Source organism: Lentzea sp. NBC_00516 (genome assembly GCF_036346835.1).
GTDB classification, from domain to species: Bacteria; Actinomycetota; Actinomycetes; order Mycobacteriales; family Pseudonocardiaceae; genus Lentzea; species Lentzea sokolovensis.
This window is the reverse complement of sequence record NZ_CP107840.1, coordinates 1,257,978-1,283,106: the sequence shown is the minus strand read 5'-3', so window position 1 is coordinate 1,283,106 and position 25,129 is coordinate 1,257,978. Positions and strand designations below refer to the sequence as shown.

The 25,129-nt window shown below is 66.4% G+C and carries 12 protein-coding genes and 1 pseudogene; 5 read left to right on the top strand and 8 right to left on the bottom strand.

The window, feature by feature from the left end:
• Positions 1 to 43: 43 nt before the first annotated feature.
• From OG205_RS05550 to OG205_RS05530, 5 genes and pseudogenes are all read right to left on the bottom strand, one after another.
• Positions 44 to 889: an integrase core domain-containing protein gene (locus OG205_RS05550; RefSeq protein ID WP_330275153.1), complete on the bottom strand. Its 846-nt coding sequence runs from the start codon at positions 887 to 889 to the stop codon at positions 44 to 46.
• 437 nt (positions 890 to 1,326) lie between these two features.
• Positions 1,327 to 3,966, bottom strand: coding sequence for a DEAD/DEAH box helicase (locus tag OG205_RS05545; protein ID WP_330275152.1), 2,640 nt, complete (start codon positions 3,964 to 3,966; stop codon positions 1,327 to 1,329).
• Between the two features lie 87 nt (positions 3,967 to 4,053).
• Positions 4,054 to 7,464, bottom strand: a complete 3,411-nt coding sequence (locus tag OG205_RS05540; RefSeq protein WP_330275151.1) for a helicase-related protein — start codon at positions 7,462 to 7,464, stop codon at positions 4,054 to 4,056.
• A gap of 543 nt (positions 7,465 to 8,007) precedes the next feature.
• Positions 8,008 to 8,358: a hypothetical protein gene (locus OG205_RS05535; protein ID WP_330278108.1), complete on the bottom strand. Its 351-nt coding sequence runs from the start codon at positions 8,356 to 8,358 to the stop codon at positions 8,008 to 8,010.
• A gap of 290 nt (positions 8,359 to 8,648) precedes the next feature.
• Positions 8,649 to 9,362: pseudogene (locus OG205_RS05530) on the bottom strand (recombinase family protein); the annotation flags it as partial.
• Positions 9,363 to 10,628: 1,266 nt separating this feature from the next.
• On the opposite strand from OG205_RS05530, the gene OG205_RS05525 reads away from it, so the two are divergent.
• The 4 genes from OG205_RS05525 to OG205_RS05510 all read left to right on the top strand — a co-directional run bounded on the left by OG205_RS05525 (position 10,629) and on the right by OG205_RS05510 (position 16,915).
• Entirely contained in the window at positions 10,629 to 12,320 is a 1,692-nt protein-coding gene (locus OG205_RS05525) for a TIGR04141 family sporadically distributed protein (protein WP_330275150.1), read from the top strand.
• A gap of 261 nt (positions 12,321 to 12,581) precedes the next feature.
• Positions 12,582 to 14,063, top strand: a complete 1,482-nt coding sequence (locus OG205_RS05520) for a serine/threonine protein kinase (RefSeq protein ID WP_330275149.1) — start codon at positions 12,582 to 12,584, stop codon at positions 14,061 to 14,063.
• Positions 14,064 to 14,292: 229 nt separating this feature from the next.
• Positions 14,293 to 16,704: an ATP-binding protein gene (locus OG205_RS05515; RefSeq protein WP_330275148.1), complete on the top strand. Its 2,412-nt coding sequence runs from the start codon at positions 14,293 to 14,295 to the stop codon at positions 16,702 to 16,704.
• Between the two features lie 7 nt (positions 16,705 to 16,711).
• Positions 16,712 to 16,915: a DUF397 domain-containing protein gene (locus tag OG205_RS05510; protein ID WP_330275147.1), complete on the top strand. Its 204-nt coding sequence runs from the start codon at positions 16,712 to 16,714 to the stop codon at positions 16,913 to 16,915.
• Here the strand turns inward: OG205_RS05510 and OG205_RS05505 are convergent.
• The gene (locus OG205_RS05505) at positions 16,896 to 17,693 is read right to left on the bottom strand and encodes a serine/threonine-protein kinase (RefSeq protein ID WP_330275146.1); all 798 of its coding nucleotides are present in this window, start codon (positions 17,691 to 17,693) and stop codon (positions 16,896 to 16,898) included. The genes OG205_RS05510 and OG205_RS05505 overlap by 20 nt on opposite strands.
• Entirely contained in the window at positions 17,693 to 19,159 is a 1,467-nt protein-coding gene (locus OG205_RS05500) for a serine/threonine-protein kinase (RefSeq protein WP_330275145.1), read from the bottom strand. Before OG205_RS05500 ends, OG205_RS05505 begins: the two co-directional genes overlap by 1 nt.
• A gap of 156 nt (positions 19,160 to 19,315) precedes the next feature.
• Here OG205_RS05500 and OG205_RS05495 point away from each other — a divergent pair, with 156 nt between their 5' ends.
• Positions 19,316 to 23,242 (top strand): TIR domain-containing protein, encoded by a 3,927-nt coding sequence (locus OG205_RS05495; protein WP_330275144.1) that lies wholly within the window; start codon positions 19,316 to 19,318, stop codon positions 23,240 to 23,242.
• A gap of 1,173 nt (positions 23,243 to 24,415) precedes the next feature.
• On the opposite strand, the gene OG205_RS05490 is transcribed toward OG205_RS05495, so the two are convergent.
• A complete protein-coding gene (locus OG205_RS05490; RefSeq protein WP_330275143.1) occupies positions 24,416 to 25,090 on the bottom strand; it encodes a hypothetical protein in 675 nt (224 codons plus the stop codon).
• Positions 25,091 to 25,129 lie beyond the last annotated feature (39 nt).

Sequence of the window (25,129 nt, the reverse complement as noted above, 5' to 3'; positions counted from 1 at the left end):
GTGTGGGGTGCCAAAACACGGCTCGATAGGCCTGACCTGCGGATCAAGCAGCTGCAGGTTCGTACTCGTTGATCAAGCCGCCGAGTACTCGCCGACGACGTACGGACCTACAGCCGGGCTCTGGGACCGGGTGATCGGGTTGCGGTGGGGTGTGGTGCCGCGCTCGGTGTGGTCGTCGGTGGTTGTAGTGGGACATGTAGCGGTTCAGGACTGACTTCAGGTGATGCTCGTTGATGATGAGCAGCCGGTCGGTGAGCTCTCGCCTTACAGTGCCGACGAACCGTTCCGCGTAGCAGTTCGCCCGCGGACATTGCGGTGGGATCTTCATGACGTCGATGCCAGCGTCGGCGAGAACGGAATCGAACGACGCCGTGAACTGGCCGGCCCTGTCACGAATGAGGAATCGGAAGTCGCTGACCCGATCGTCACGAACCATGAGGAGGTTGCGCGCCTGTTGAGTGGTCCACGGACCGTCAGGGTTGGTGGTGGTGCCGAGGATGTGGACGTAGCGGGTGCCGACCTCCATGACGAAGAAGACGTACACCCGTTTCAACGTGACGGCGCAGTCGACGTGGAAGTCGCACGCCAGCATGGTCTCCGCCTGAGCGCGCAGGAACCGCCGCCACGACGTGTCGGAGTCTCGAGTCGGCGAGGGCGGAATCCGAAGACGACTAAGCACCCGGCGAACAGTCGACGCGGCCGCCCGGTGGCCGAGCTTGAGCAGTTCACCCTGGATACGGCGGTAACCCCAGCCGTCGTTCTCCCGCGCCAAACGCTCGATCAACGCCACGACGGTCCCATCGATCCGCGGGCGCCCAGCTCGGTTCGGATAGGTCCACTTCTTCGCGACCAAGCGCCGATGCCACCGCAGCACGGTGCCCGGCGACACCAGGCGATGATCCCGCAACCAGGACGGTAGCCGCCCCACCAACGCAGCCAGCACCGCACGATCAGCCCAACTCAACCGCGGACGGCCATGGGTACGCCGCAACACCGCGACCTCGTGCCGCAGAACGAGCAACTCCACGTCTTTGGCCGCCGAAGACCGGGCTAGCAGAACCAGCCAACCGACAAGCCGAACAAAGACGAAGTACAACAATCGAAGCGCCACGCTCACGATCATGCCGTCAGGGCGACAGCACACGATCGCCGCTGCTCAGCTGGCGAGTGCAGAGTTCTGGTACCCCACAGGCCCCGCAGTGAACGCCCGCGGTGGGCCAGCCGTGGCTCGGGCAACCGGAGCCGGAGGGGGCGGGCGCTTGGACACGTCGAAGGCGTCGAACGATGAGACCTTCGCGTTCATCGACAACGAGCTGGCGCTGAGACCTACGAGGCCGGGCCGCCGAGCAGTCGTTTCCGCTCGGCGGCCACGATCTCGCGGGCGATCTCGGCGTCGGAGATGTCGAACGCCTCGGGGGCACTGTCCGCGGTCGCCGAGACCCGTGCGAAGTCGTCGAAGAGCTCGCGCTTGCGTCCGAGGATGTCGGTGATCCGGCGGTCGACACCCTCCTCGGACAGCAGCCGGTGGACCTGGACCGTCTCGAGCTGGCCCATCCGGCGCGCCCGCGCGATCGCCTGCCACTCCGTGGTGGGCTTGAGCTGGGGCTCGCAGATGACGACCACGGAGGCGGACTGGATGTTGAGACCGACACCGCCCGCCACGATCTGGGCGACCAGGACCGCGCCTCGGGGTGCCTGGGAGAACTCGTCGACCATCTCCTGGCGCTTGGCCGCGGGCACCGATCCGGTGAGCGGCCCGAACACCTTGCCGGGCAGGATTCGGGCGACATCGTCCAGGGCCTCCCGGAAGTGGGAGAAGACCAGCACCTTGCGGTGGTTCTCCTCGGCCTCCTCCACGATGTCGAGCAGCCTGCTGATCTTCTCGGACCTGCGGCCCGCCCGCATCGCGGCCTGGCGCATCGCCATGAAGTTCGACTGGGCCACGGACGCGCGGTAGGCGCGCTGGTCCTCGTCGGAGAGCGGCAGCCACTCCTCGACCTCGACCAGCTCCGGCAGCTCGGTGAGCACGTCCTCCTGATTGCGCCGCAGGTAGGCGGGGGCAACCTGCTTGCGGAACTGGCGCGGGGCGTGCTCCCCCGCGTCGACCGTGAGGTCGGGGCGCAAGTAGTCGACGAGGTTGCGGAACTCCTCGATCCGGTTCTCCAAGGGCGTGCCGGTCAGCAGGATCGCGCGCGGAGCCCTGTCGATGAGCGCCCGCGACCTCGCCGTCCGCTTGGCCGAGGGGTTCTTGATGTAGTGCGCCTCGTCGAACACCAAGCAGGAAGGGACGGCCTTCGAGGGAATTCGTCCCTCCAGCCACGCCAGGCTGTCGTACGTCGTGACGGCCACGCCGCCGTCCCGGATCCATTGCTTGAGCGAGTCGTCGCGGCCCTGGCCGTGCAGCCGGAAGGCCCACAAGTCCGACTTCGACCGGACTTCGCGGATCCAGTTCGTCACCACGGCTGCGGGGCAGACGACCAGGAAGTGGTGGGAGCCCTTGGCGCGCAGGTGCGTGAGCACGGCGAGCGCCTCGACGGTCTTCCCGAGCCCCATCTCGTCGCCGATGATGACCTTGCGCTGCACGATCGCGAACCGCGCGCCGAACGACTGGTAACCGCGCAGCGAGGCGCGGAGGTGAGCCGTCTCCAGCTTGAGATCGCGGACCGCCTCGAGGATCTCGTCCGGGAGGTCGCCGGTGCCTTCCTCGTCATCGCTCAGGAAACCCAGCTCGGAAAGCATCGCGTAGTAGTCGGCAGGACGCGCGAAGAAGTCCTCCCACGGGTCGGCCGGGCCGCCGGACGTTCCGCTGCCGTCACGGTGCCCCAGCACGCCCGCCCAGTTCGTGACCCTGTCGCAAACCGTCCGAAGATCCACGACCTGCCGTTCGGCGGGGATCACCACCAGGTGGGTGGCGCCGTTGACGACGGTGCGCAAGACGGCGCGCAGCTCTTCCACGGCCGCCAGCTCGGCGGAAGCCGTGCCGATGGACCGGACCGCGTCCCAGGCACGCAGGGCGCGGAGCAGCTCGGTGGCCGCAGACGTTCGCTTGGTGATGTCGATGCGCACCGGCATCTCGTCCAGGGTGGTCTGCCAAATGGTGCGCGCGGCCCCGATCATCCGCTTGCCGGTCACCTCACCCACGCCAGGGAGCGAGGGAATCACGTTCTCGTGTCGCAGGGCCTCGCCGACGGTGTTGATCCCCGCTTCGCGGAGCGCTCCGAGCCGGAGCTGTCCGCTCGTGGCCTCCCGCAGGCGCTCGACCGGCATCTCGACGACCATCGCCATGGTCTCGGCCTGGCGCAGCGCTTCGGCGGCGGCGGCGACAACGGCCTGGACCTGGTTCACCGCGCGCAGCGACCGGTCGATCGCCGCCAGAGCAGCCCGTGCCGGTGCCAGAACCCGCACGTCGATCATCTGCGAACCGGCCGGAAGCCTGTGGGCGAAGCCGACTTCGGGCGCCAGCAGCATGTTCTCGGGGACGTCGTTCGTCAGCGCCGGGTCCCACCGCTCCAGCTGCGCCAGCACGTTCAAGGCACCCGAGCTGGTCAGCCGGCCGTCGAACTCGGCGAGGTACCCCACGCTGCCCGCGGCCTTCTCCTTGCGATCCTTGGAGGCGAACAGACGCCGGGCACCGAACGCCGACCTGCTGTCGGCCAGCGCCAAGCGGATCCGATCGTCCGTGAGACCGTTCAGAGCCTTGTGCGTCACCTCGGAGAGCTTCGGCATCTCGTGTGCCCGCCGCAGCGCAGTGACGCGGGCACCGTCGTCAGAGCTCAGGTTGAAGGTCTTCCACAGGACGGTCTGGCCGACCACGCACCGGTAGATGCGGCGCTCGATCTCCCTGGCTGCGGCGGCGGCCTCGTCCGTGACAGCCTTCCTTGTCGCAAGCACACTCGCGGCTCGGTGAGACCACTGCTTGAGGCTGGCCGCGATCTCCTTGGCCCGCTCGCGTTCGACCTTGTCCATCGTTCTCTCTCGTCACCTGCCTGCCGGCGTTAACCGGTGGACGCTGCGGTGGTCAGCGGCTGATGTTCCGTGGCGGATGTGTCCTGGTCAGAAGGGTGTTGCCGCTTTCGCCCACGACTGGGCCCAGTCCCCGCGGACGCCCGTCGCCGAGAAGCCTCCCAGGTCGGTGGTCCTGAAGGGATCGGCGATGTAGCGCACCTGGTCGTGCTCCGGACCGCGCGGATCGACCGAGACGAGGGCGAGGCGGTAGTGGGGTGCCGCGTTCTTGCCCGTCATGACCTCGTTGTGGGTCACGAAGAAGTCTTCGGCACCTGCCTTGCGCGCCTTCACCTCGATCCGGACCGTGGTGCCGTCCGGGGCGGCGGAGAGCACGTCGAAGCCGGGGTTGGTGAAGGTCTGCTCCTCGGCTGCGCGTCCGAGGTTCCGCTCAGTCGCCAGGACGAGGTTGATCCCGCGCCGCTCGACCTCCTTGGTCTCCTTGGCGTGCAGGGGTGCGTTGCGGTCGATCTCGTCGGCGACCGCGGAGAGCGGGAGGACCAGTGCGGCGGTGACGAACCGCGGTGGCTGTGTCGACATGTGGCTCTGCCGGTCCAGCAGCTCCATCCGCTTGATGAGCCGGACACCGAGATCGGTGGCTTTGCTGGTGAGGCTGGCGGCCGTCTCCTTCACCTTCTCCCCGCGTCGCTGCTTCTCCTGTGCGGTGGAGGCGTCCCGGAGCAGGCGCTCCCGCTCGGCGACCAGGCGCTCCCGCACCTGGCCTCGCGCACGCTCCAACTCGGCGGCGCGGGCCGGGCGGACTTCGTCGAGGTACTCACGGAGGCGGTGTGCGCTGATCCAGCTGAGTGCCTTGGTCTCGGCGTCTGTGAGCCACGCGGCGGACCTGGCCTGGTCCACCTTGTGGCCGCGAGGAGCAGCCACGCAGTCCAGATACGGCGCCGGGCCCGCGGAAGCCACGGTGCCGTGCTCGTCCACGAACACGTACCCGAAGCGGCGTGCCACGGACGCACCTGTGCCGTCGTTCACGGTCTCCTCGACGCCGACCAGGAGATGGGGTTTCTCCAGCGTTGCCGACACCAGCACCGTGCCAGCGTTGAGGGAACCGGAGAACTGCTTGGTCGCCAGGTCCATCACCGCGTCGTGCAGCGGATGGCCCGGCGCGAGCAGGTCGGCCCGGATGGTTTCCTCGTCCCCGATGTGGTCGAGCGCGAAGCACACCCGCTCGTACCGCGACGCGACCGGGGCGTGCGCTTGGGCACGGACCGTCGCCGGGACGTGGGTGATCTCGAAGCGTCCCTTCTCTCGCCGGACGATCTTGCCGCCAAGCCGCGCGAACGCGACCTTGAACGCCATCTCGATGTAGTGCGGCTGCAGGCGCTTCGCCCTGGCTTCGTCCATGGCCGCACGCATCGTCTGGAGGTCGTCCTCCGAGAAGCCGGTCGCGGCGAGCGCCCGCTCGGTGAGCAGGTGCCGCACTCTCTTTCCGGCCGCCTCGTCGATGACCTCGTGCATGCGCGCCCGCACCTCGGGCTGCTCGCCGTACTGGATAGCACGCAGCAACAGGTCACGCAGAGGCGTCTCCGCGAACGCCTCGCCGAGGACATCGAAGACCTTCCCGCCGTACGACTCGCTCATCTGCTCCAGCTTCCAGAGCAGGGTGGTGAAGACTTCGCCCTCACGGGTGTTGGTGGCCACCAGGTTCCACAGCCGGCACACCTCGGTCTGGCCGATGCGGTGCACACGTCCGAACCGCTGCTCGATGCGGTTCGGATTCCACGGCAGGTCGTAATTGACCATCAGGTGTGCAGCCTGGAGGTTCAGGCCCTCCCCCGCGGCGTCCGTCGCCAGCAGCACCTGGCACCCCGGGTTCTTGGTGAACTCCTCGGTGATCCTGCGCCGGTCCAGCCGCCGCACACCGCCGTGGATGGCCACCACCGCTTCGGGCCGCCCCAGCAGCGCGGTGACACGTCCTCGCAGATAGTCCAGCGTGTCCCTGTGTTCGGTGAAGATGATCAGCTTGCGCGGCAAGCCCTTGGCGTCGGTCGTGAGCGTGTGGTCGTGGAGGATGCGGGACAGCTCCGACCACTTGCGGTCCGTGCCGGACGCGCAGACCTGGGACGCGGCCGAGATCAGCACGTCGAGCTCCTTGAGTTCGGCACCGAGCTCGGCGACGGTCTGGGCCGCCGTCGCGGCATCCATGACCTCCTCCTCAAGGAACTCCAGCTCCTCGGCGCTCAGCTCGTCGTCATCGAGGTTCGTGAGGTCGACGTTCGGAAGCGGCTCGGCGAACAAACCCTCCTCGATCTCGCGCTTCTTGCGTTCGAGCCGCTCGGCGCGGCGGACCAGGGACTTGTAGATCGCCCCTGGGCTCGACGCCAGCCGCCGCTGGAGAACGGTCATCGCGAACCCGACGGTGTTCCGCCGCTTCCCGTCCAGGCGCTCGGCCCGGTTCATCCCGGTGCGCACGTACTCGGTGACGTCCTCGTACAGCTCCTGCTCCAGCGAGGTCAGCGCGTACGGAACCGTCTCGGCGACGCGTTCGGGGAACAGCCGCTTCCCCTCGAAGGTGAGCAGGTCCTCCTTGACCATGCGACGCATGAGCCCCGCGGTGTCGACCGAGGTCTTCTTCTGGCCAGCGAACCGATCCCGGTCGAGCAGGGTGAGGAAGGCCTGGAAGTCCTCCTCCTTACCCGAGTGCGGGGTGGCGGTCATCAGCAGCAGGTGCCGGGCGATCTCGCCGAGCTTCTCCCCCAACAGGAACCGCTTCGTCTTGCGCAGCTCGCCGCCGAACCAGTTCGCGCCCATGCGGTGTGCCTCGTCGACGACGACGAGGTCCCACCGGCTCTCCATGAGCCTGCGCTGGAGCTCCTCGTTGCGGGCGAGCTGGTCCATCCGAGCGATCACGAGGTTCTTCGTTTCGAAGACGTTGACGTTGACGTTCGCGTCGATCAGCTGGTTGGTGAGCAGGTCGAAGTTGAGGCCGAACTTGAAGAAGAGCTCGTCCTGCCACTGCTCAACCAGCCCACCGGGAGCCACGATCAGACACCGCTGCACGTCGTCGCGGAGCACGAGCTCCTTGACGTAGAGACCCGCCATGATCGTCTTGCCCGCGCCGGGGTCGTCTGCAAGGAGGAACCGCAGCGGCGTGCGCGGCAGCAGCTCGCGGTACACGGCAGAGATCTGGTGCGGCAACGGGCGGACGTTGCTGGTCGCCACCGCCAGCATCGGGTCGAACAGGCCGGCCAGCTGAATCCGCTTGGCCTCGGCCGCCAGCTTGAAGTCCTCCGCTGGAGCGTCGAACGCACGCGCTCCGGTGTTAGCGACGGTGAGCGAGTCCTCGTCGTCGCGGAAGACGAGGCGCTGCCCCAAGGAGCCGTTAACGCGCTTGTAGGCCAGCTCGACAGCGTCGGCACCGTGCGGCTGAGCGAAGAGAACGGTGACCGTCTCGCCTGGCTCCACCCCGTTCAACCGGATACCGGACGTCAACGACTCCAAGCGCACGCGCGAAACTCCTGTCGACCGCACCACGACGTTCCCCACGGCATGTCGTGACGCCGGCAGGCGGTGTTACCCGGCCGCCGTGCCAATCACGTCGAGCGTTGGCGAACGTCTTCACGAAGATCCGCCTCGCGGAGACCAGTTTGCGCCTCGGCCGCCAAGTGGGTGTGCCCGAACGAGACCACCTACATGATGAGCGTTGCGCGCGCCGAACACAGCATCCGCTCAGTTAAGTGGGATGACGACCCTCATGGATGACTCCACCCAGACGGGTCTGCCGATCTATGGCGAGGCGTTCAATCCGGCCAAGTCCAAGAGAGTGAGACCCTGCCCGCAGGGTGCTTCGGCGACGAGCGATCTATTGACACGTTGCTCAGTAATTGCCGACGAAATCTTGAATCGCATCGACTGGCCCTCTATACTAGGTTCGAGCTATCCAATAGCGCATGAACACGCGAACTGCGCAAGCTTGCTACATATGGGGAATCAAGTCCCCCTCGGACATTCTATTACCCCACGGGATTCACCAGAATCCCGTGGGGTAATTCATATTTGGGCAAATTTCATGTCATCACACCAATCCAACGCAAGCATCGGTTGAACTGGGCGACGAGCAGTTTCCACAGCTTTGAGCGTTAGCGACGCGGGTCGAGTTTCAAGACGCCGGTCACTGTAGTGAATCTGCAGGTGTTGCTGGCGGAATTGATCGACCAGGCTTTCGCCCATACCTGATTCCGCAGGTCGCGCGGCCCGCCCGAGCAGATGTGGCAGTGCTTCGAGAAGGTGGTCTTCTCGGACGTAGATGCTCCGCGGTTCGCCGTCGGAACGTCGCTTGACGCTGGTGAAGCCGTGCCGGCATCGATAGCCCGCTCGCCCATGAACCCAGTGCCCGTCCATCCGCCGGCCACACAGCCCGCACACGACGAGCCCCGCCAGCAGGTAGCACCGGACCTCGCCGTCTTTTGCAGGCTTCGCCACCCGCAAGCCCTGAACGGCGACGAACGTCTCGTCATCCACGAGTGGCTCGTGCGCGATCCGTTCGGAGACCTCCCACTCGCTGACGGGTTCCATCGCAGCACACCTGAACCGCGTCCGCCGGGACGGCCTCCAGGTCCGTGACCCGTTGTGCTGCTTCGGTTCCATACCTGTCGGCCGGTATAGCGCGGGTTCTCCAGGATCATCGCGACCGTCCGGACAATCCACCGCTCTCCCGATCTGTGCGCGTTCCGCTCCGGATCCGCGCCCGACGGGCATACCACGCCGCGTTCGTTGAGCTCCCATGCCAACGACGCCACCGTCCGGCCGCGAGCACGTTCGGCGAACATCCACCGCACCCACGGCGCCGTCACCGGATCCGGCGCCAACACCTGCACCCGCCGGCCCCATCGCCCGTGCACAGGATTCGGATGACGACCACCGTCAACAAGCCGATACCCATAAGGCGGCCGACCACCCAAGAAACGGCCCTGCAACCGTGCCTGAGACCGCATTGCCGCCAGCACGCGCTGCCGTGCCCTCGCCACCTCACGTTGCGCCTGCGCGCCCAGCAACACCATGAGGGCTTCGTGCACCGGGCTCCCGAGCTCGACCGGACCACCCGCCTCCGGCAGCCACACCGCGACACCCAGCGCATTCAGCTTTGAGACGACTTCACGGAACTGATCACCATGAAACGCGCGCTCGTACTCGCCCACCACAACCGCGTCGAACTCACGACCAGTGTCCGCGGCGGCGGTCAGCAATGCTGCAGCCTCCGGACGTTCCCGCCACGCCCACCGGCGCGACACACCCACATCGAAGAACTCCGCAACCACCGAGCCGACACCGTCGATCAACTCCTCCAACACCGCACGCTGCCACGCACGAGACGTCTGAACGTCCTGAAACGAGCTCGTCGACATCCGGCCGTAGAACGCGAAGCGAAGGCCAGCCTCCTCGGATGGTGGCGTGCGACGGCGATGGCCCGTCACCGCGGTGAGCAGTTCAGCGTTCGTCAGCCTGGCCACGATCAGCTCCCTTAGTCGAAGCCGAGACCCGGCGATCGGACACACCATGACGACGACTCAAGCCGACTCCACCTAAACAGCCCAACACTGTCAGCCAATGCTGATGGAGGGGGGTGAGCCCTGCCCTACATGGGCGGGTCCACTCACCAGCAGAACCAGTCGACCTGACGATGTGAAGACGCCGGCCGGACCGCTACGGGCGTCATAGACAGGGGCCGTCGATGGATCAGCAGGAGTCGCTGTCTTACGACCACTGCCTGCCGACGACCATCCTGGATGCGCACTGCGCCGTAACGTCCCGCACTTCGGTACCGACAAGTGCGTATGCGCGCCGCACACCTGCGGCGAGCGGTAGCTGCGCGCCGCCGATCGGTCGATCTTGATGATCCCGGCCTCGCAGCCGAACGACTACGCCGTGTAGTAATTCTTCGAGTTGGAGAATATTGGCCACTATTTGGCCAATGGACGCGCTCTCACAGGCCTGACAGGCACCCCAATAACCGAACAACGTTAGTTATTTTGGGGCCCTCACACGGAACGCGCTGTGTCGAGTTGCGCTTCGCCTATCAGTTCGACCACACTCACTTTCCACCCAACCGGTGGAATCTGCCGTTTGGCGCAGCACCTCGAACCGGAGCAGACGCCACCCGTTCGCGTGAGGCATCCTGATCACGTTCGGGTGACGCTACTATCTCCGAACACAAACGCGGCCCCCCGCTGGAACAGGGAGCCGCGTGAAGCTTCACCCCATGTCCGCCTGGCCTAGCAACCAGCAAGTCTCTTGGAGGAAGCGCGTTGAGTCTAGGGCTAATGCCCGCGTTCCACTAGAGCCTCGGCCGAGTGAATCGGCGAGCTCGAATGTTCGCTTGCACACAGCCTCGTTGAGGTCGAACGACCTTCTCCCCCTTCACAGTCGCGTTCGGTGACACTTCTGCGCTTTCGATGACGTCGACCACGACGTCATGATCAGCGACGCTTGCAACGAGACGGCTGCCGGCTTCCTGCTTCTGGCTCGAAGTCGGCCACCCGTTGCTGCACAGGCTCTTGCGCAGTCGACGTCGCACTTGCGTGTACGGCCTCGTCCGTACACAACAGACTCAACGTCACGGCGGGCGCACGCCGTCTGGCTGCGCTCGTCGTTGCAAGACAAGGACGACTCTTTTGGCAGGCAAAGCACTTCCCACCGGGCCCACAGCCCTCTACCGATTCCGGGCCGGTCTCGTTCTCACCGACTACCTCAAGCTCGCCGACGGCGCCGAAGTCGAGGTCGACACCGCAACGGAGATCGCAGGTGCGCCCGCACACGTACTCGCAGGCGTGCGGACGGCCGACGACGCAACGTGGGCACCGCACCCCCGAGAGGTGACAGGCTTCGGCCTCGCGTTGTCGTCGACGACGCCGTTCACCGTGATCCTCACCCAGATCGACGAGAACTGGGTGATGGCAGCATGCTGGGGCGCCAGCGCTCGACACCTGCTCGACGATGTCCTGCTGGACGAGGGCTTCGGACTGCGATTCGGCATCCGCCGGCTCGACCCCGTCAAGCTGCGCACGCTGAACAGCAACTCGCTCGACACCAGTTCCCGCAGCAAGCAGACCTCGTTCCCACAAGGGCACTCGCTCTCCGGCTTCGGCCTCGAGCCGGCCGGCGAAGTCGTTACGCGGCTGGCAGGCCCAGCCAGCCTCGAAGGCCTCACCTACCACGCCGCGGCCGACGGGAAGGCGTGGCAGATCAGGTGCGGAAACTCGCTGCGCATCCAGGTCGGACGCTCGCCCGAAGACTTCATCGAGGATCTGCGTGCCATCTCCAGCATCGTGGACTCCAGTGACGAGAACTCGCCGCTGCGATTCCTCAACGAGGTACGACCGGTCAGCTCCAACCACCCCTTGAAAGCCGAGCTCGACGCTCTGTTAGCGGTCGCACTGGGCGGCGACGAGTGCTTCGGGGCGATCGGGATCTGCTGGCCGACCGCGGTGCACGGCGTGGTCGAGGAGGCTGACTCCTTCGTCACCACGAGCATCGCTGGCCTTGGCTCGCTACTACTCGGCGCCGACTTCGACATCGTGGAGATCACCGGCCGGTTCGCGCAGATCAGCGAGGGATCTCGGCTCGCGGAACTGGAAGCGGCACGACTCGTGCCGTGCGAGGACGACCAAGGCCAGGCTGAGCTGTGCCGGCCGATCTCGATGTTCAAGTGGATCTCCTTCGAGACCACCATCGGCGACAGCACCTTCTGTCTGCAGCAAGGCCGGTGGTACGAGCTCAGCAAGGACTCCATCGACCGAGTCAACGAGCAACTCGCCGAACTCATCGCAAACAAGAGCTCGCTGCTGTTCCCCGTGTGGGAACGGCAGCGAGGCAAGGACGACGAACACCGCTACTGCAAAGACGAGCTGGCGAAACAACCGGGTTTCCTCTGCCTGGACCAGGACTTCGCCAACACTCCCATGCACCCGAAGCTGGAACTCGCGGACGGCATCGGCCCCAACGATGAACTGATCCACATCAAGTGGCCATCACGCGCCGCCGAACTCGGACACCTGTTCAGCCAGGCACAGGCATCCGCCTGGTCACAGCGCCTTGAGCCCGAGGCGCTGCAGCAGCTCCGGGAGAAGGTGCAGGCACTCGACAGCACCCGGACGATCGCCGACCGGCCGCGAACGGTGGTGCTCGCGCTCGGCGGCCGGCTTTGGGACGTCGGAAAGATCTTCCCTCTCACCAGAGTCAGCCTCCTACGGCTGAACCAGGAACTCACCTTCCTGGGCATCAAACTCGAGTTCGCTGACATCCCGTCCGTGGCAAAACCGAAGAACGCCAAGGTGACAGGGCCGTCTAACGGGAAGGCTGCTTAGACAGGTAGTTAGCTGCAGCCTCGTTGAATCCAGTACAGGTCGCGAGCCCTAGATCAAAAACCTGGATTCACGCGCTGGTAGCGGCGAAGTGAGACTGGGGACATCAGTTCCGCCAGAGCCGGTGTCCCCATCATCCCGTGACCGCGCGGGTCGTCTAAGAAGCGCGAACCGATCGCCGCCCATCGAACGGGCCGCCACTGGGCAGGAAGTCCCGATCGGACTCCGCATTCAAAATCTAGATCTTGTGAAAGGAACGCCTCGATGCGTGTCAGCTGCAAAAACAGTACGTGGCAACTCAGCGACCTGATCGGTGGGGGCGGCTACGGCCAAGTGCTAGAAGCCCAGTCCGACTCGGGGATCGACGGTGCGGCCAAGCTGGTACCCAAGGAACCCGGCGCGGAGCGTGAGCTGTTGTTCGCCGACCTGAAGGGGGTCCGCAACGTCGTGCCGATCATCGACGATGGTGAGACCGACGACGCGTGGGTGCTGGTCATGCCACGGGCCGAACATTCTCTGGCGGATCATCTCGAGAAGGTCGGCGGTTCTCTCGACGTCGGCTCGGCCGTGGAGGTGCTGCGCGACATCGCGGCGACACTGGCCGATCTCGAAGGCCGCGTTGTTCACCGTGACCTGAAGCCAGCCAACGTGCTTCTGCTCGGCGGCCATTGGTGTCTGGCCGATTTCGGCATCGCCCGCTACGCGGACGTCACAACCGCCCCGGATACCCGTAAGGGTGCCTTCTCCGCGCCCTACGCGGCTCCGGAACGATGGAGCAACGAACGCGCCACCGCTGCCACCGACGTCTACTCCTTCGGGTGCATCGCCTACGAGATACTCGAAGGCGTTCCGCCGTTCCAGGGCCAGTACATCCACGACCTACGCGCGGCGCACATGCACGGCGACGTGCCGCACCTGGTCTCCGCACCTGCGGTGCTGGCCGCATTGGTCGAGGAGTGCCTATACAAATCCCCAGGAGCCCGACCCAACGCCGCGAACCTGATCAAGCGGTTGGAGCGCGCGGCGGACCAGGCTGCCTCACCTGGGTTGGCCGCGTTGCAGGAAGCCAACCGCGCCCAGGTCGTCCGCAAGGCAGCGCCTGTGCGAGCAGAGTCCATCGAGCAATCGGAGCAGCAGCGTCGCGCGGGGTTGTTCGACGCGGCCACGCGCAGCTTCACCAGGATCGCCGAGATGTTCAAGGACGCGTTGACGACCAATGCTCCGGGAGCCGGAGTGCAGGCGGTACGGGGCGGCGGCTGGGAGATTCGCTTGGGGCAGGCCGCCCTCACCTTGACCGGTCCGAAACCGACGGCGGAGTCAACGTGGGGTGAGGGGAACCGGCCTGCTTTCGATGTGATCGCGCATGCCGAGATCGACCTGCGCATTCCGACCGATAGCTACGGCTACGAGGGACGCGGGCACTCGTTGTGGTTCTGCGACGCAGCCCCTACCGGCGAGGGCAACTACCAATGGTTCGAGACAGCGTTCATGGTCTCGCCTCTGATCAACCGCTCGGCGCGGCAGGACCCCTTCGCCTTCGACCCCGGCACGGAAGCCGCCAAGGCCTTGTGGAACGGAATCGCAGAGTGGCAACTCGCTTGGCCGTTCACACCGCTGACCGTGGACGATTTGGGCGAGTTCATCGGGCGGTGGGCGGGATGGTTGGCCGCAGCGTCAGACGGCAGACTGAGCCATCCCAGCTCGATGCCTGAGCGGCGCCCTGAGAACAGCTTCCGCCGGCGCTGACACCAGCGCGATTGAGGTCGCCGACGTTGTGCGTCGGCGACAGGTCTACCTCACCGCGAGGCGCGCTCCTGGGCGGCCGCCAACCAGAATCGCGCCTCGCGGCAGCCCATCGCGACAGGTGCTGTCGCTGCTCGCGATGGTGCTGACACCATCAGGACTTCGAATGGGTGCTTGTGACCTCTGCGCCGCCACCAGCAGACTCCAGGAGACGACGTCAGGTGGTGCGCGCATGTCAGGAGATGACGAAGAAGACCTGGCCCCGGCGGGAACCACCCACTCGGAGATGAGCGGTTCCGCGCATAACGTCGTCCAGGTCAGGGACATCTACGGCGACGTGCACGTCCAGGGCCGCGACTTCCCGCACGGCCATCCGCGCCAACTGCCGGGCCGTGTGCGGCACTTCATAAACAGAACCGCGGAGCTGGGCCGGATGGACGACGTCCTCGACGCCGCGCACGACACCCCCGCCGTCTGCGTGGTTACGGGCACAGCGGGCGTGGGTAAGACGTCCTTAGCCGTGCACTGGGCTCACCTCGTCGAGCATCGGTTCCCGGACGGTCAGCTGTACATCAACCTGCGCGGACACGATCCTGGTCAGCCGGTGGAGCCGGACGCCGCACTCGACCAGTTCCTACGAGGCCTCGGTGTTACGGCCAAGGGCGTTCCCGCCGACGTCCAAGCGAAAGCCGCTCTGTTCCGTTCGCTCCTCGCCGGGAGGCGGGTCCTCGTCCTGCTGGACAACGCGATCTCTCCCGAGCAGGTTCGTCCGCTGCTGCCCGGCACATCCGGTTGCCTGGCGCTGATCACGAGCAGGAGCCAGCTCTCGGGTCTGTCCATTCGGGAGGGAGCGTGGTCGGTGCCGGTGCACGTGCTCGACCCGGCCGATTCGACCGCGTTGCTGCGGGAGGTGATGGCGGGACACCGATCCGCGGACGACCCCGCCGATCTCACCGAGTTGGCAAGACTCTGCGCGGGTCTTCCACTGGCACTGCGGATCGCCGCCGACCGTGCCATCACTCACCCGTGGGCGCGACTCACGGACCTCATGGCCGATCTGCGCGACGAGTCGGGACTGTGGACCGCGCTGTCCACAGCAGACGGTGACGAGTCGGGCGCGGTACGCGCGGTGTTCGCGTGGTCCTACCGAGCGCTCACGGCCGATGCCGCCCGTCTCTTCCGGCTACTCGGCTTGCATCCCGGCGCCCAGTTCAGCCTCCCCGCGTCCGCCGCCCTGGCGGGGCTGGACAACAGTACTACCCGGGGTCTGCTGGACGGCCTGGTGGCGAACCACCTGATCGACCAGATCGCCTCGGACAGGTACCAGTTCCACGACCTGCTGCGCGCATACGCGCTCGACCAGGCCCGCCTCGACGAGCCTCCAGACCAGCAGGTCTCAGCGACTCGGCGCGTGCTCTCCTGGTATCTGCACACCGCTGATTCGGCCCGACGAGTCCTCGCCCCGTCCCTGCACCGCATGCCGATCCAGCTCACGGCCGCGCCCGAGGGCGTCGCACCGCTCGTGCTGGCCGACCACCAGCGCGCCGCTGACTGGTACGAGACCGAACGGGCGAACCTCCTCGACGCGACGATGAGCGCTGCCCGCACGGGAAACCTGGTCATGGCCTGGCAACTTCCCGCCGTACTGGCCGCAATCTACGACAACCGCGACTCGGGACGGACGTGGGCGGACGCGGAGAAGGTCGCGCTCGAGGCTGCCAGGCAAGTGCAGGATTCCTACGGCGAGGGGGTTTTGCTCGACCGCATCGGAATCAAGCACCGCGCGCAGCGCGACATCGGAGCGGCGGCGAACTGCTTCGACGCGGCGATTGCGGCGTTCCGCGCGGTCGGAGACAGGCTCGGGGTGGCCAGGTCGATGCACAACCTCGGGCTGACCCACCTAGTCGATCACCAGCCGGTCGCGGCTCTGAGCACGTTCGAAGAGAGCCTCGCCATCGCGTCCGAACTGGGCAACCGGCCGATGGCATCGGTGATAGAGGTCAACCTCGGCGTGACCCTGTCGCACTTGGGCGAACTCACGGCAGCCGATCGCCACATCACCTCAGCGGTAGCCGCGGTACGCGAGTTCGGCGATGAGACCCTGGAAGCCCGTGCGCTCCTCGAACTATGTGCGGTGCAACAGGAACTGGGCGAGCTCGACTTAGCACACGAAAGCATCCAGAGGGCTCTTTCGGTCGCCCGCGCCCACACGTCACTGCCGCTCGAAAGCGGCTGCCTCGTGGCGCTCGGGACGCTCCAGATCGCCATGAACGAGCCGGAACAGGCGCTGGAGAGCAGCCAACGGGCTGCGGCGATTGCACGGCGCTTCGGCAACCGCACCATCGAAGCCGGGGCGTTCGACGTCACGGGCCTCGCCTATCGGGAGCTCCACCGCTACGACGACGCCATCGCCTTTCACCTCGCGGCAGTGCGCATGCACCGCGACCGGGAAACCGACTGGGAACTCGCGGTGTCCCTGGACCATCTCGCCGCAGCCCTCGACAGCACCGGCCGGACAGACGAGGCGCGAGAGCGATGGAGTGAAGCCTTGACGCTTCTGACCAGGTTCACCTGGCCTGCCGCCAACGCGCTGAAAGACCGCATCGACCGCCACCGAGGTCCCCGCACCTCCAAAAGATCATGAGGACACGATGACGAGGGCCCCACGATGGATCAGATCATCAGCGAGCAACTCGACGTCCGGTGGCGACTGCGTCGAGGTGTGCTCGACACCGGACGGGGTGCTCGTGCGGGACAGCAAACATCCCGCCCTCGCACTGCGCTTTCCACGTGACCAGTGGGAAGCGTTCCTCGCCACGATCCCCGGGCATCAAGTCACCACGCCGTCTCGGTGAGCCTCTCGACCCGGCGCGGCAGACTTGCGGCGCTCGGGCGCGCACCAGACGCCTTCTCCATGCATTGGTCCACCAGCAAGGCGAGAGAAGCCGGCGCGGTCGCGGGAATGTCCGGAGGCACGCTCAGGTGCTGGCGTTCGAACTCCTCGCGCTTCCTCCCCGCGAACGGCAATCTGCCCACCATCAACTCGTAGGCCATCACCCCGAACGAGTAGACGTCCGTCGCACTGGTCGCCGTCTCGTTGGTCCACCTCTCCGGCGCCGCATACGGCGACGACCACTTGTCCTTCCTCGTGGACGGCCCCGTCGAGGCCTCGGAGTACCGGGCGATTCCGAAGTCCGCCAAGCACCAGCGTCCGTCGAGGAGCAGGACGTTGTGCGGCTTCACGTCGCGGTGAACCACCTTGCGGGCGGCTTCGTCCAGGTCCGCGAGGGTGGCCGCGACGTCGGCGAGGATCTCTCGGCACGCCACCAGGTCGAGCGGACCTCCCACCGTCTTCAGGTGGTCGTACAGCGACTTCTCCGCTCTAGGCATGACGAGTGCCCACTTCTCATCGGTCTCACCGTCGTCGATGATCGGTACCACGTTCCGGACGCCAGCCACGTTCGCGAACAGCAGCTCTCGCTCGGCCCCGGGGTCCTTCGGCACGAGCTTGATCGCCCCGACGAGGCCGCCGGGTTCGGACCGGGCCTCGTACACCTGACCCCAGCCGCCCTTCTTGATCATCTCGCCCACCCGCCAGGTCCACCGCTTGCAACGAACGAGTTGGCCCTCCATCACACCTTCCTCCAGCTACCCTCGACCGGGCGTTCGGGAAGCAAGGACGGCACCCTGAGGGTGCGGTCCGCAGCCTGGGCGAGAGTGCCGGCCCACCTGTCGACGAAGTCGTCCATGTCTCCGGGCACGACCGGCAGGAACGGCCACGCGTGCCGCCACCGCCCGCTCACACCGCTGAGCGCCATGCCGATCTCCCGGCTCGGCCGCATCGAGAACGGGGTGACCGAGGCGGTCTCGTTCAGCGAGAAGGCCATGAATCCCGTTTCGTACCACTGGAAACGTCCGGCCTGCTCAACGTCGCAGTACCACAACGAGTGCGACCGGCCTTCGTAACCCAGGCGGTTCGCGGGCATCTCCACGCTGATCTCGGTGCACGCGACCACGTCGAACGGAACCCCATCCCAGTCTTCCCACGGGTTGTCGACGCGCGAGAGCCAGTTCAGCGAGAGCAACGCCTTGCCCACGCCGACGCGCAGGCCGTTCGCGTCGCGCACGTCCGCCGCAGGGGCCTCGGCCGACGCCATGGTCTTCATCCCGTCGACGATCCACGTCAAGCTTCGCGCCGCTGCCACGGCCAGTTCTTCCCGCTTCTCGCGCCTCGTGCGTGCCAGCGACAAGGTCGCAGCCTCCTGAGCGCGCCTGCGTGCCTCGGCCTGCCCCGCAACCTGCAGCGCGGCCACCCCGGCGAGCCTGGGCACGACCTCGGTGCGCCTCAGCCGGCCGGGCAGGTCTGCCGACCGCGGGCGCGAGGCAGACGGTTTCGCCAGGCACATGTCGATCAAGCCGGCGAGCTGAGGCGAGGCGTCGCTCAGGAGCGGCGGCATGCTGTGCAGGTGCTGATCGCGCAGTTCGGGGGTCTCGCCGCGGAACGGCCGCTCGCCTGTGAGCAGCTCGTAAGCCATGACACCGAACGAGTACACGTCCGTCGCGGTCGTCACCTTCTCGTCCCGCCACCGCTCCGGCGCGGTGTACGCGGAGGACTTGGCATGGCTGCGCGTGTTGGAATCGGTCGCGGACTCGGCATACCTGGCGATGCCGAAGTCGGACGTGCACCAGCGGCCGTCCAGCAGGAGGATGTTCTCGGGCTTCAGATCCCGGTGGATCACCGGGCCTCCGTCACACGCGGCGAGGTCCGTGAGCGTCTCGGCGACATCGGAAAGGATCGCGGTGGCCGCACCGCTGTCAAGCGCGCCCACGTGCTCGTCGAGGTGCTGGCGCAACGACTTCTCCGCCCTCACCATCACCATCACAAGATGTGTGTCGGTCTCACCCCGGTCGATCACCGGTATCACATGACGCACTCCGGTGAGGTGGGCGAACAGCAGCTCGCGTTCCGCTCCCGGCTCCTTGAACACCAGCTTGGCGGCGCCGAGCTCACCGGACTCCGTCCACGCCTCCAGGACGTCGCCGAACCAACCTCGGCCGAGCCGCTCACCCAGAGTCCACACCTCACGTTCGAGGCTCACCCGCATCTTCTGCTGTTCCCGTCGTTCTCGGACCGACGCACGGCCGCCCTACCGGCCATAGTGCACCGTCAGTGGCTCCGTTCCCTCCAAATGGTCACGCACGTACCTCATCCGGGTGATCAGATCCGGGTCGATCGTCTGTAGGAGAATGGCCGCATGCCCGAGTCGTTCGTCGTCTGCGCCGCGGACATCGACGTGACCTGGGCTCAGTGGATCGCACGTCAGCTCGAAGGCGCGGGCGTACCCGTCCACGTCGACGCCGGGTCCCGGCACCGCCTCGTCGACGTCGCCGCGCACGCCGCGAACAGCCAGGCAGTTCTGCTCGTGCTGAGCCCTACAGCGGTGGCGGACGAGGCGTTGCAGGCACGGTGGGCCATCGCGGCGGCCAACTCTCCGACGCAGGTCGGGGTCATCGTCCGGCCGTGCCAGGCACGTGCCCAACGAGTGATCGAGCTCTCCGGACTCGATGATCAGGCCGCGAGACACCAGCTGCTCAACGCCCTCGGGCTGGCCCCACCCCCATCGGCCTCCTCCCGGATGGCCGGCGACTCGACGAGCTTGGCGATGGTCGAACACCTCGTCAACGCGGTGCCGAAGCCTCAGGACCACGAACAGGTCGCATCTGCGGCCGGTTCCCTCTCCCGGCTGCGGCTGCTCAGCGAGCGCGCCGAGGAGGAGATGGGGCAACTGGCCGGCGGCCTGCGGTTCGAAGCAGGGCTCTACGTGCCTCGCGATGTCGAGGAGGAGCTGCTCGCCGGTGTCCACGCGCCTGGACACCGGCCACTGGTGCTGTACGGCCCACCAGGCGCCGGCAAGACCAGCCTGGTCTGGGGCCTCTCCCGGCAGTTGTTGCGCGACGGCAATCGCGACGTGCACCTGTTGAAGGCGACGTGGCTGTACGAGAAGGACGTCGATGGCGCACCGATCGTGGCGCGCCACGTCCTGACCGAGGCCGTGCACGCGGCGGTCACCGCCGGCCGTGCGTGCACGATCCTCATCGACACGGTCGACCTGCTGGTCAATGACGACGTGACCTGGATGGCGCTGCGAACGCTCGTGTCGGAAGCGCACGCGGCGGGGGCATCGGTAGTGGTCACGAGCCGTCCCGCGGAAGCACGGCGGCTGCCGGACGAGTGGCAGCTCGTGGAGCTGCGCGACTACGACACCGTTCGTCCGCCAGGCGGGTCGAGCGAGTTCGAGCGAGCCGTCGCCGCACACTGTCGCGTCTACTGCACAGCCCAGGTCGGCCACGAGATGGCCGACAAGCTCATCTCCGCCGTCGCCCGACGCCAGCACCTGGGCGTGCTGGCACGGAAACCCTTGACGCTGCGGATGTTGTTCGAGCTTTACGCACCCACCACCATCTACGACGACGTGGACGTGACCGGGCTGCACCGAAAGTTCTGGGCCGACCGCGTGTGCCAGGACCGTCGAGCCTGGCACGGCTGGGCGCCCGCCTCCACTGCCGACGTGAACCTGGAGAACACGGCGGCTCTGCTCGCGTTGCACATGCTCATCACCGGCGTCCCGGAAATCGCGCTCAACGAGATCGCACCTGTGTCGGCGGGGACCTTCTACCAGGAGGTCGAGCTCCTGGTGCAACGTGGTGTCGGTGCGCTGACGACGGTGTCGGGCCAGACCGCGTTCCGGTTCTTCCACCAGACCTTCTTCGAGTTCGCCGCGGCCAGAACGCTGTTGCTCATCTGGGGCGTACAGGGTCTCGCTCTGCTGGAAGAGCGGTGCCGTGCACAGCCGAACGACTACTTCATGCTGGCCGTCTTCGAACAGACCTGGCTCTGTGCCTGGCCGGACGGCGCGTTCGCCGCCGACGCCAACGCCATGGCCGGCCGGTTCCTGACCGACGCCGGCGCAGTGGCGCTCCCCGCCGAACTCAGGACCACCGTGCTCAGGGTGACGGCCCAGAGCGGAGGGGTGTCGGCAGAGTGCCTCGAACAGCTCGGCGAGGTGCTGGCGACGGCGGAACTGCCCGAGGTGCGAGACTGCCTGGCACTCATGCCGTCCCCGGTGCGCACCTGGGAGCAGGCAGACGTCGACGTGCTGCACCGCTGCGTCCAACGGGGTGATTCCGCGTGGCTCGCGGTTCTCAAGGTGCTGGAACGTCTCGGCCACCGTGATCGCAACCTGGCGGCGCGAGCGATGGAGAAGCTTGACCTCGGATCGCACGTCGCTTCTCTGTCGCGCCAGGAGTTCGGTGACCATCGCGAGCTGCTGCAGCAGCTCGGTTCGTTGCTGCACGTAGCGCCCGACGTGGTCATGGATCAGCTCCGCGTCCTGTGCAGCACGGCGACAACACACGGATTGAACACTTACGTCATCGACGTCTTCAATCTGCTGTCCGCACACGCGGACGCTGTTCCCGAGTTCGATCTCGGGCAGTGGGCCGACGAGGTCGTTCCCATCAGCCCGAAGAGGACGCACACGGCCGTAGTGGCGCACGCGGAGCTGCACAAGATCCAAACCGCGCGCGTGGCAGCCACCGCAGGCGGCTGGTCCCGTCAACTGGCGGAGTTGAAGACGCTGATCGGTCGGATGGACACGAATCGGGATCTGGCCTGGCTCGACATCGTCCGGCTCGGCGGCATGGTCAGCGCGTTCGCCTGGCACGCGCCACCGTCGACGACCGCAGCCGCGCTCGTCACCGTCCTGCGCACCGTGTCCAGCAACCAGGTGCACGGCGAACTGCGCCGTGGCTGGCTCGTCGACTTCGGCCTGCGGCAGGACAACGCCGTGACCAGAGCATGGACGTCCTGGCTGAGCGACGGCCTACCTGCTTCCCAGCACAAGCAGCACACACCCGAGCAGAACTGGGCCGAGACCGCACGCCGCGCGCTGGAATCACCTCGACTGCCCGAGTCGCAGATCGCCCGCCTCGCGGACCAGGTCGCGGTACGACTCGTCGACCACGCCGCAGAGGGGCCTGCCGTGCGCGACGCTCCCCTCACGCCGTGGACCGACGCGGATTTGCTGCTTCGACTCGTGGTCCGCAGCATGCTGGGCGGGTCGAGGACGGCCAGAGAAGCCGTGCGCCACATCGCAGCCAATCCGGGCGTGCTCGGCAACGCCCGCGCGATGTTCGTCAAGCAACTGGTGCCCACGGACACTCTCAACTCGGACGCCCTGATGCTGTTCGACATCGCACTGGGGTGGGCCGAACGCCGTGTGGTGCAGGATTTCCTGATGCTTCCAGGATTCGCGGCACGAGCACAGGCCAGGGCAACCCAGGTCCGGGAACTCGTGGACACCGGCGTCGCGTCGCCAAAGGAACGAGACCAGAGCGCTAGCGCCAAACTGCTGCGCACAGCGATCGACACCCAGGTGCTCTCACTGCCGACATGGCACGAGCTGACGGCGTGGCTGCGTCAAGCGCGACAATCCGTCCACCTCCGCCAGACTCTCATCGAACTGATCGGCACCGGAGTCGAGGAAGGCCGATACGAACCGGGTCCCGCACGCACCGTCGTGGAGTCATACCTCTCCGACCGCAACACCGCCGATGCGACAGCCGCGCGCACCGTGCTCGTCGTCTTGCTCGCGAAATGGTTCGACGATGAGCAGGCGTTGCTCGACACCGCCTTCCGCGATCCGGTCGACGGCCCCTTCATCGCTCCGGTGTCGAGCTACGTCCAGCCAGGCCATCGTCGTGGCCGTGCGGTGAACGGGGCGGAGGCGGTGCGGTTCATGCTCACTTTCGGCAGACGTCTGAGGGGCGCACCACCCCGCACCCAGAAGGACACCGCGATCTGGTGGCGCGCGGCCATGAGGGAGTTGCTGTCCGGGGCGAGTGGCGCGCTCCAAATGCAAGTGATCGACGCATTCCCTGAACTGGACGACGAGTTCGTGTCGAGCCTGGTGCTCCAGCTCAAACCGGATCGCCACCCTCAGGTCAGGGAAGCGTTGAACGATCTCGTACAGGATTCCAGCCGCAACGAACGTCTTCGCCGCAATGCCCGGCTGGTACTGGCCGACGGCGCACCCCAGCGCGGCTGGCCACAACTGCGCGTTCTGTTGCGCGACCGGCAATTTCCGCCGTTCACGGTTCGGACCCTCGATGACGTGGTGTGACGGCAAGCTTCATCTTGCCTGTGTCAGTTCACGGAGGATCTTCTTCGCAACGGGGCAACTGGCCCCCATTCGCGTGGGCGAGGCCGTCGTAGGCGAGGATCTCGGTGTGGTTATCACCGCCGTCGAAGAAGCGACGAAGCGCCTCGCCGAGGTCTCCCGGCTCGCGCCCCGTCGTCCCGCGCCTCGCCCCCGCACCGGTTGCCGCGCACCAACGTGGCCACCACTCCTTAGGCCGCAACGCTTCCAGCCCTGCGATCACGGTTGACCGACCAGCCAGATTCATCGGTCGCCGCCATTCGCCGTACTACGTAACGGTGTGCGTGCCGAGTTTACGTCCGCACAGGTCAAACGGAGTTGTGCGTGCCGAAAACTACGTCCATGCAGGTCAAGACATATGGCGATACTGGTACATGACTGAGTCGAGAAGATCATGTCGGTCTATGATGAGGTGTTCGATCGGAGCGGGTTCGCCAGGCCTTGGGCCGGCCCCGCAGGAGTGCCGCGTCGGCGAGCGATTGGCGGGCTCGATTCTCGCTACAGTATCACTCGTACTCAGCCAGCGCCTAGCGCAGATGGGACTGATTCCAAGATAAGCGGACAGTCGAAGAGGTCGCCGCGAAAGTTCTTGCCTAGCCGATACAGATCAGCCCATAAAAGATTGATTAGTGTCGACTGGCCCTCTATACTGGATTCGAGCTATCCAATAGCGCATGAACACCCGAACTGCGCAAGCTTGCTACGTATGGGAACTCAAGTCCCCCCTTGAACCGCGATCCATGCAACTTGCGACAGCAGATCTGACGCACATACGGTGTTGATGGCAGCATCAGCTTCGTGAAGGTAGCTCGTGCCGAACTCGCAGTTCTATCGCTACGTACAGCTCGCCCGGCCTCATCGGTGCATGATCTCTGAGCACCGCGCTGACGTCTTCTAACAATTCAATCGCTGCGTAGACGATGCTGCCGGTGATGCATGAGGAGTGCTGCTCGCGCAGTTCAGGACCGGCGAAGTCCAAATCGGACGCTTTTGATTCGCTGCGATGACCTCACCGCACGCCCGCTGGACGAGGTTCTTTCCGTCACGGAATTCTTCGAGATGCTGCTGGTGGGTGTCCGCGAGAGTTCCTCGTCGGCGCCATCGAACGCGCTGCTGTCGATCACCTTGCCGCACTTCTCACGCTGCCGCACGCCAGGCGTGGTAGCCGAGACCGATCGCGCCCACCGCCATCGGGACGCTGGTCAGCAGGCCGGTCAGGCCGTCGCCTGGGCTCACGAACGTGAGCACGATGAACAGCAGGAGCACGGGCACCCACGCCGGGACCGCGTGCGAGCGGAAGAGGCCCACGCACTGCAGCACGGTCCCCAGCAACACCAGTGCGGCTCCGGGGATCACGAAAGCGAAGAGGTGCCCGGTGTCGTTGTTGGCCGCCTGGATCACCGCATCTCCGACGCCGGCGTCAAGTCCGGGGTCGGTCGGGAAGAAGTACGCGGCCGCCCAGCCCGCGACCCCGGCGCCCTGCAGCCCGCCGCCGATCCACATGAGCGCGGCACCCCAGGTCGCCCAGGCGCTGCCGCGGCGCCGGACCAGGAACATCGTCGCCAGCGCCTGCAACGGGATGTTGAGGACCTGCATGGCCGCGAGGCCGGTGAGCAGCGTCCACCACAGATCGCGGTCGGCCGCGATGTCGGTGTACGAGTAGGTTTCGCCGCCGCCCGCCGGTTCCGGCCAGAGCAGTCCGCCTGCGACGGCGGCGACGGACGTGACACCCAGAACTAGCGCGAGGACGGCGACGCGTCCCCGTGTGGAGCTTGCGGCGGTGTCGTGCGCCGCGGTGATGTCGACGGACATGGTTCCTGCCCTTCCACGGGATTCGGTTGCCTCATGCAA

Coding starts and splice junctions, on each gene's coding strand:
- OG205_RS05545 (WP_330275152.1), bottom strand. CDS start 3,966: ATGGACAAGGTCGAACGCGAGCGGGCCAAGGAGATCGCGGCCAGCCTC.
- OG205_RS05535 (WP_330278108.1), bottom strand. CDS start 8,358: ATGGACGGGCACTGGGTTCATGGGCGAGCGGGCTATCGATGCCGGCAC.
- OG205_RS05520 (WP_330275149.1), top strand. CDS start 12,582: ATGCGTGTCAGCTGCAAAAACAGTACGTGGCAACTCAGCGACCTGATC.
- OG205_RS05515 (WP_330275148.1), top strand. CDS start 14,293: ATGTCAGGAGATGACGAAGAAGACCTGGCCCCGGCGGGAACCACCCAC.
- OG205_RS05510 (WP_330275147.1), top strand. CDS start 16,712: ATGACGAGGGCCCCACGATGGATCAGATCATCAGCGAGCAACTCGACG.
- OG205_RS05505 (WP_330275146.1), bottom strand. CDS start 17,693: ATGGAGGGCCAACTCGTTCGTTGCAAGCGGTGGACCTGGCGGGTGGGC.
- OG205_RS05495 (WP_330275144.1), top strand. CDS start 19,316: ATGCCCGAGTCGTTCGTCGTCTGCGCCGCGGACATCGACGTGACCTGG.
- OG205_RS05490 (WP_330275143.1), bottom strand. CDS start 25,090: ATGTCCGTCGACATCACCGCGGCGCACGACACCGCCGCAAGCTCCACA.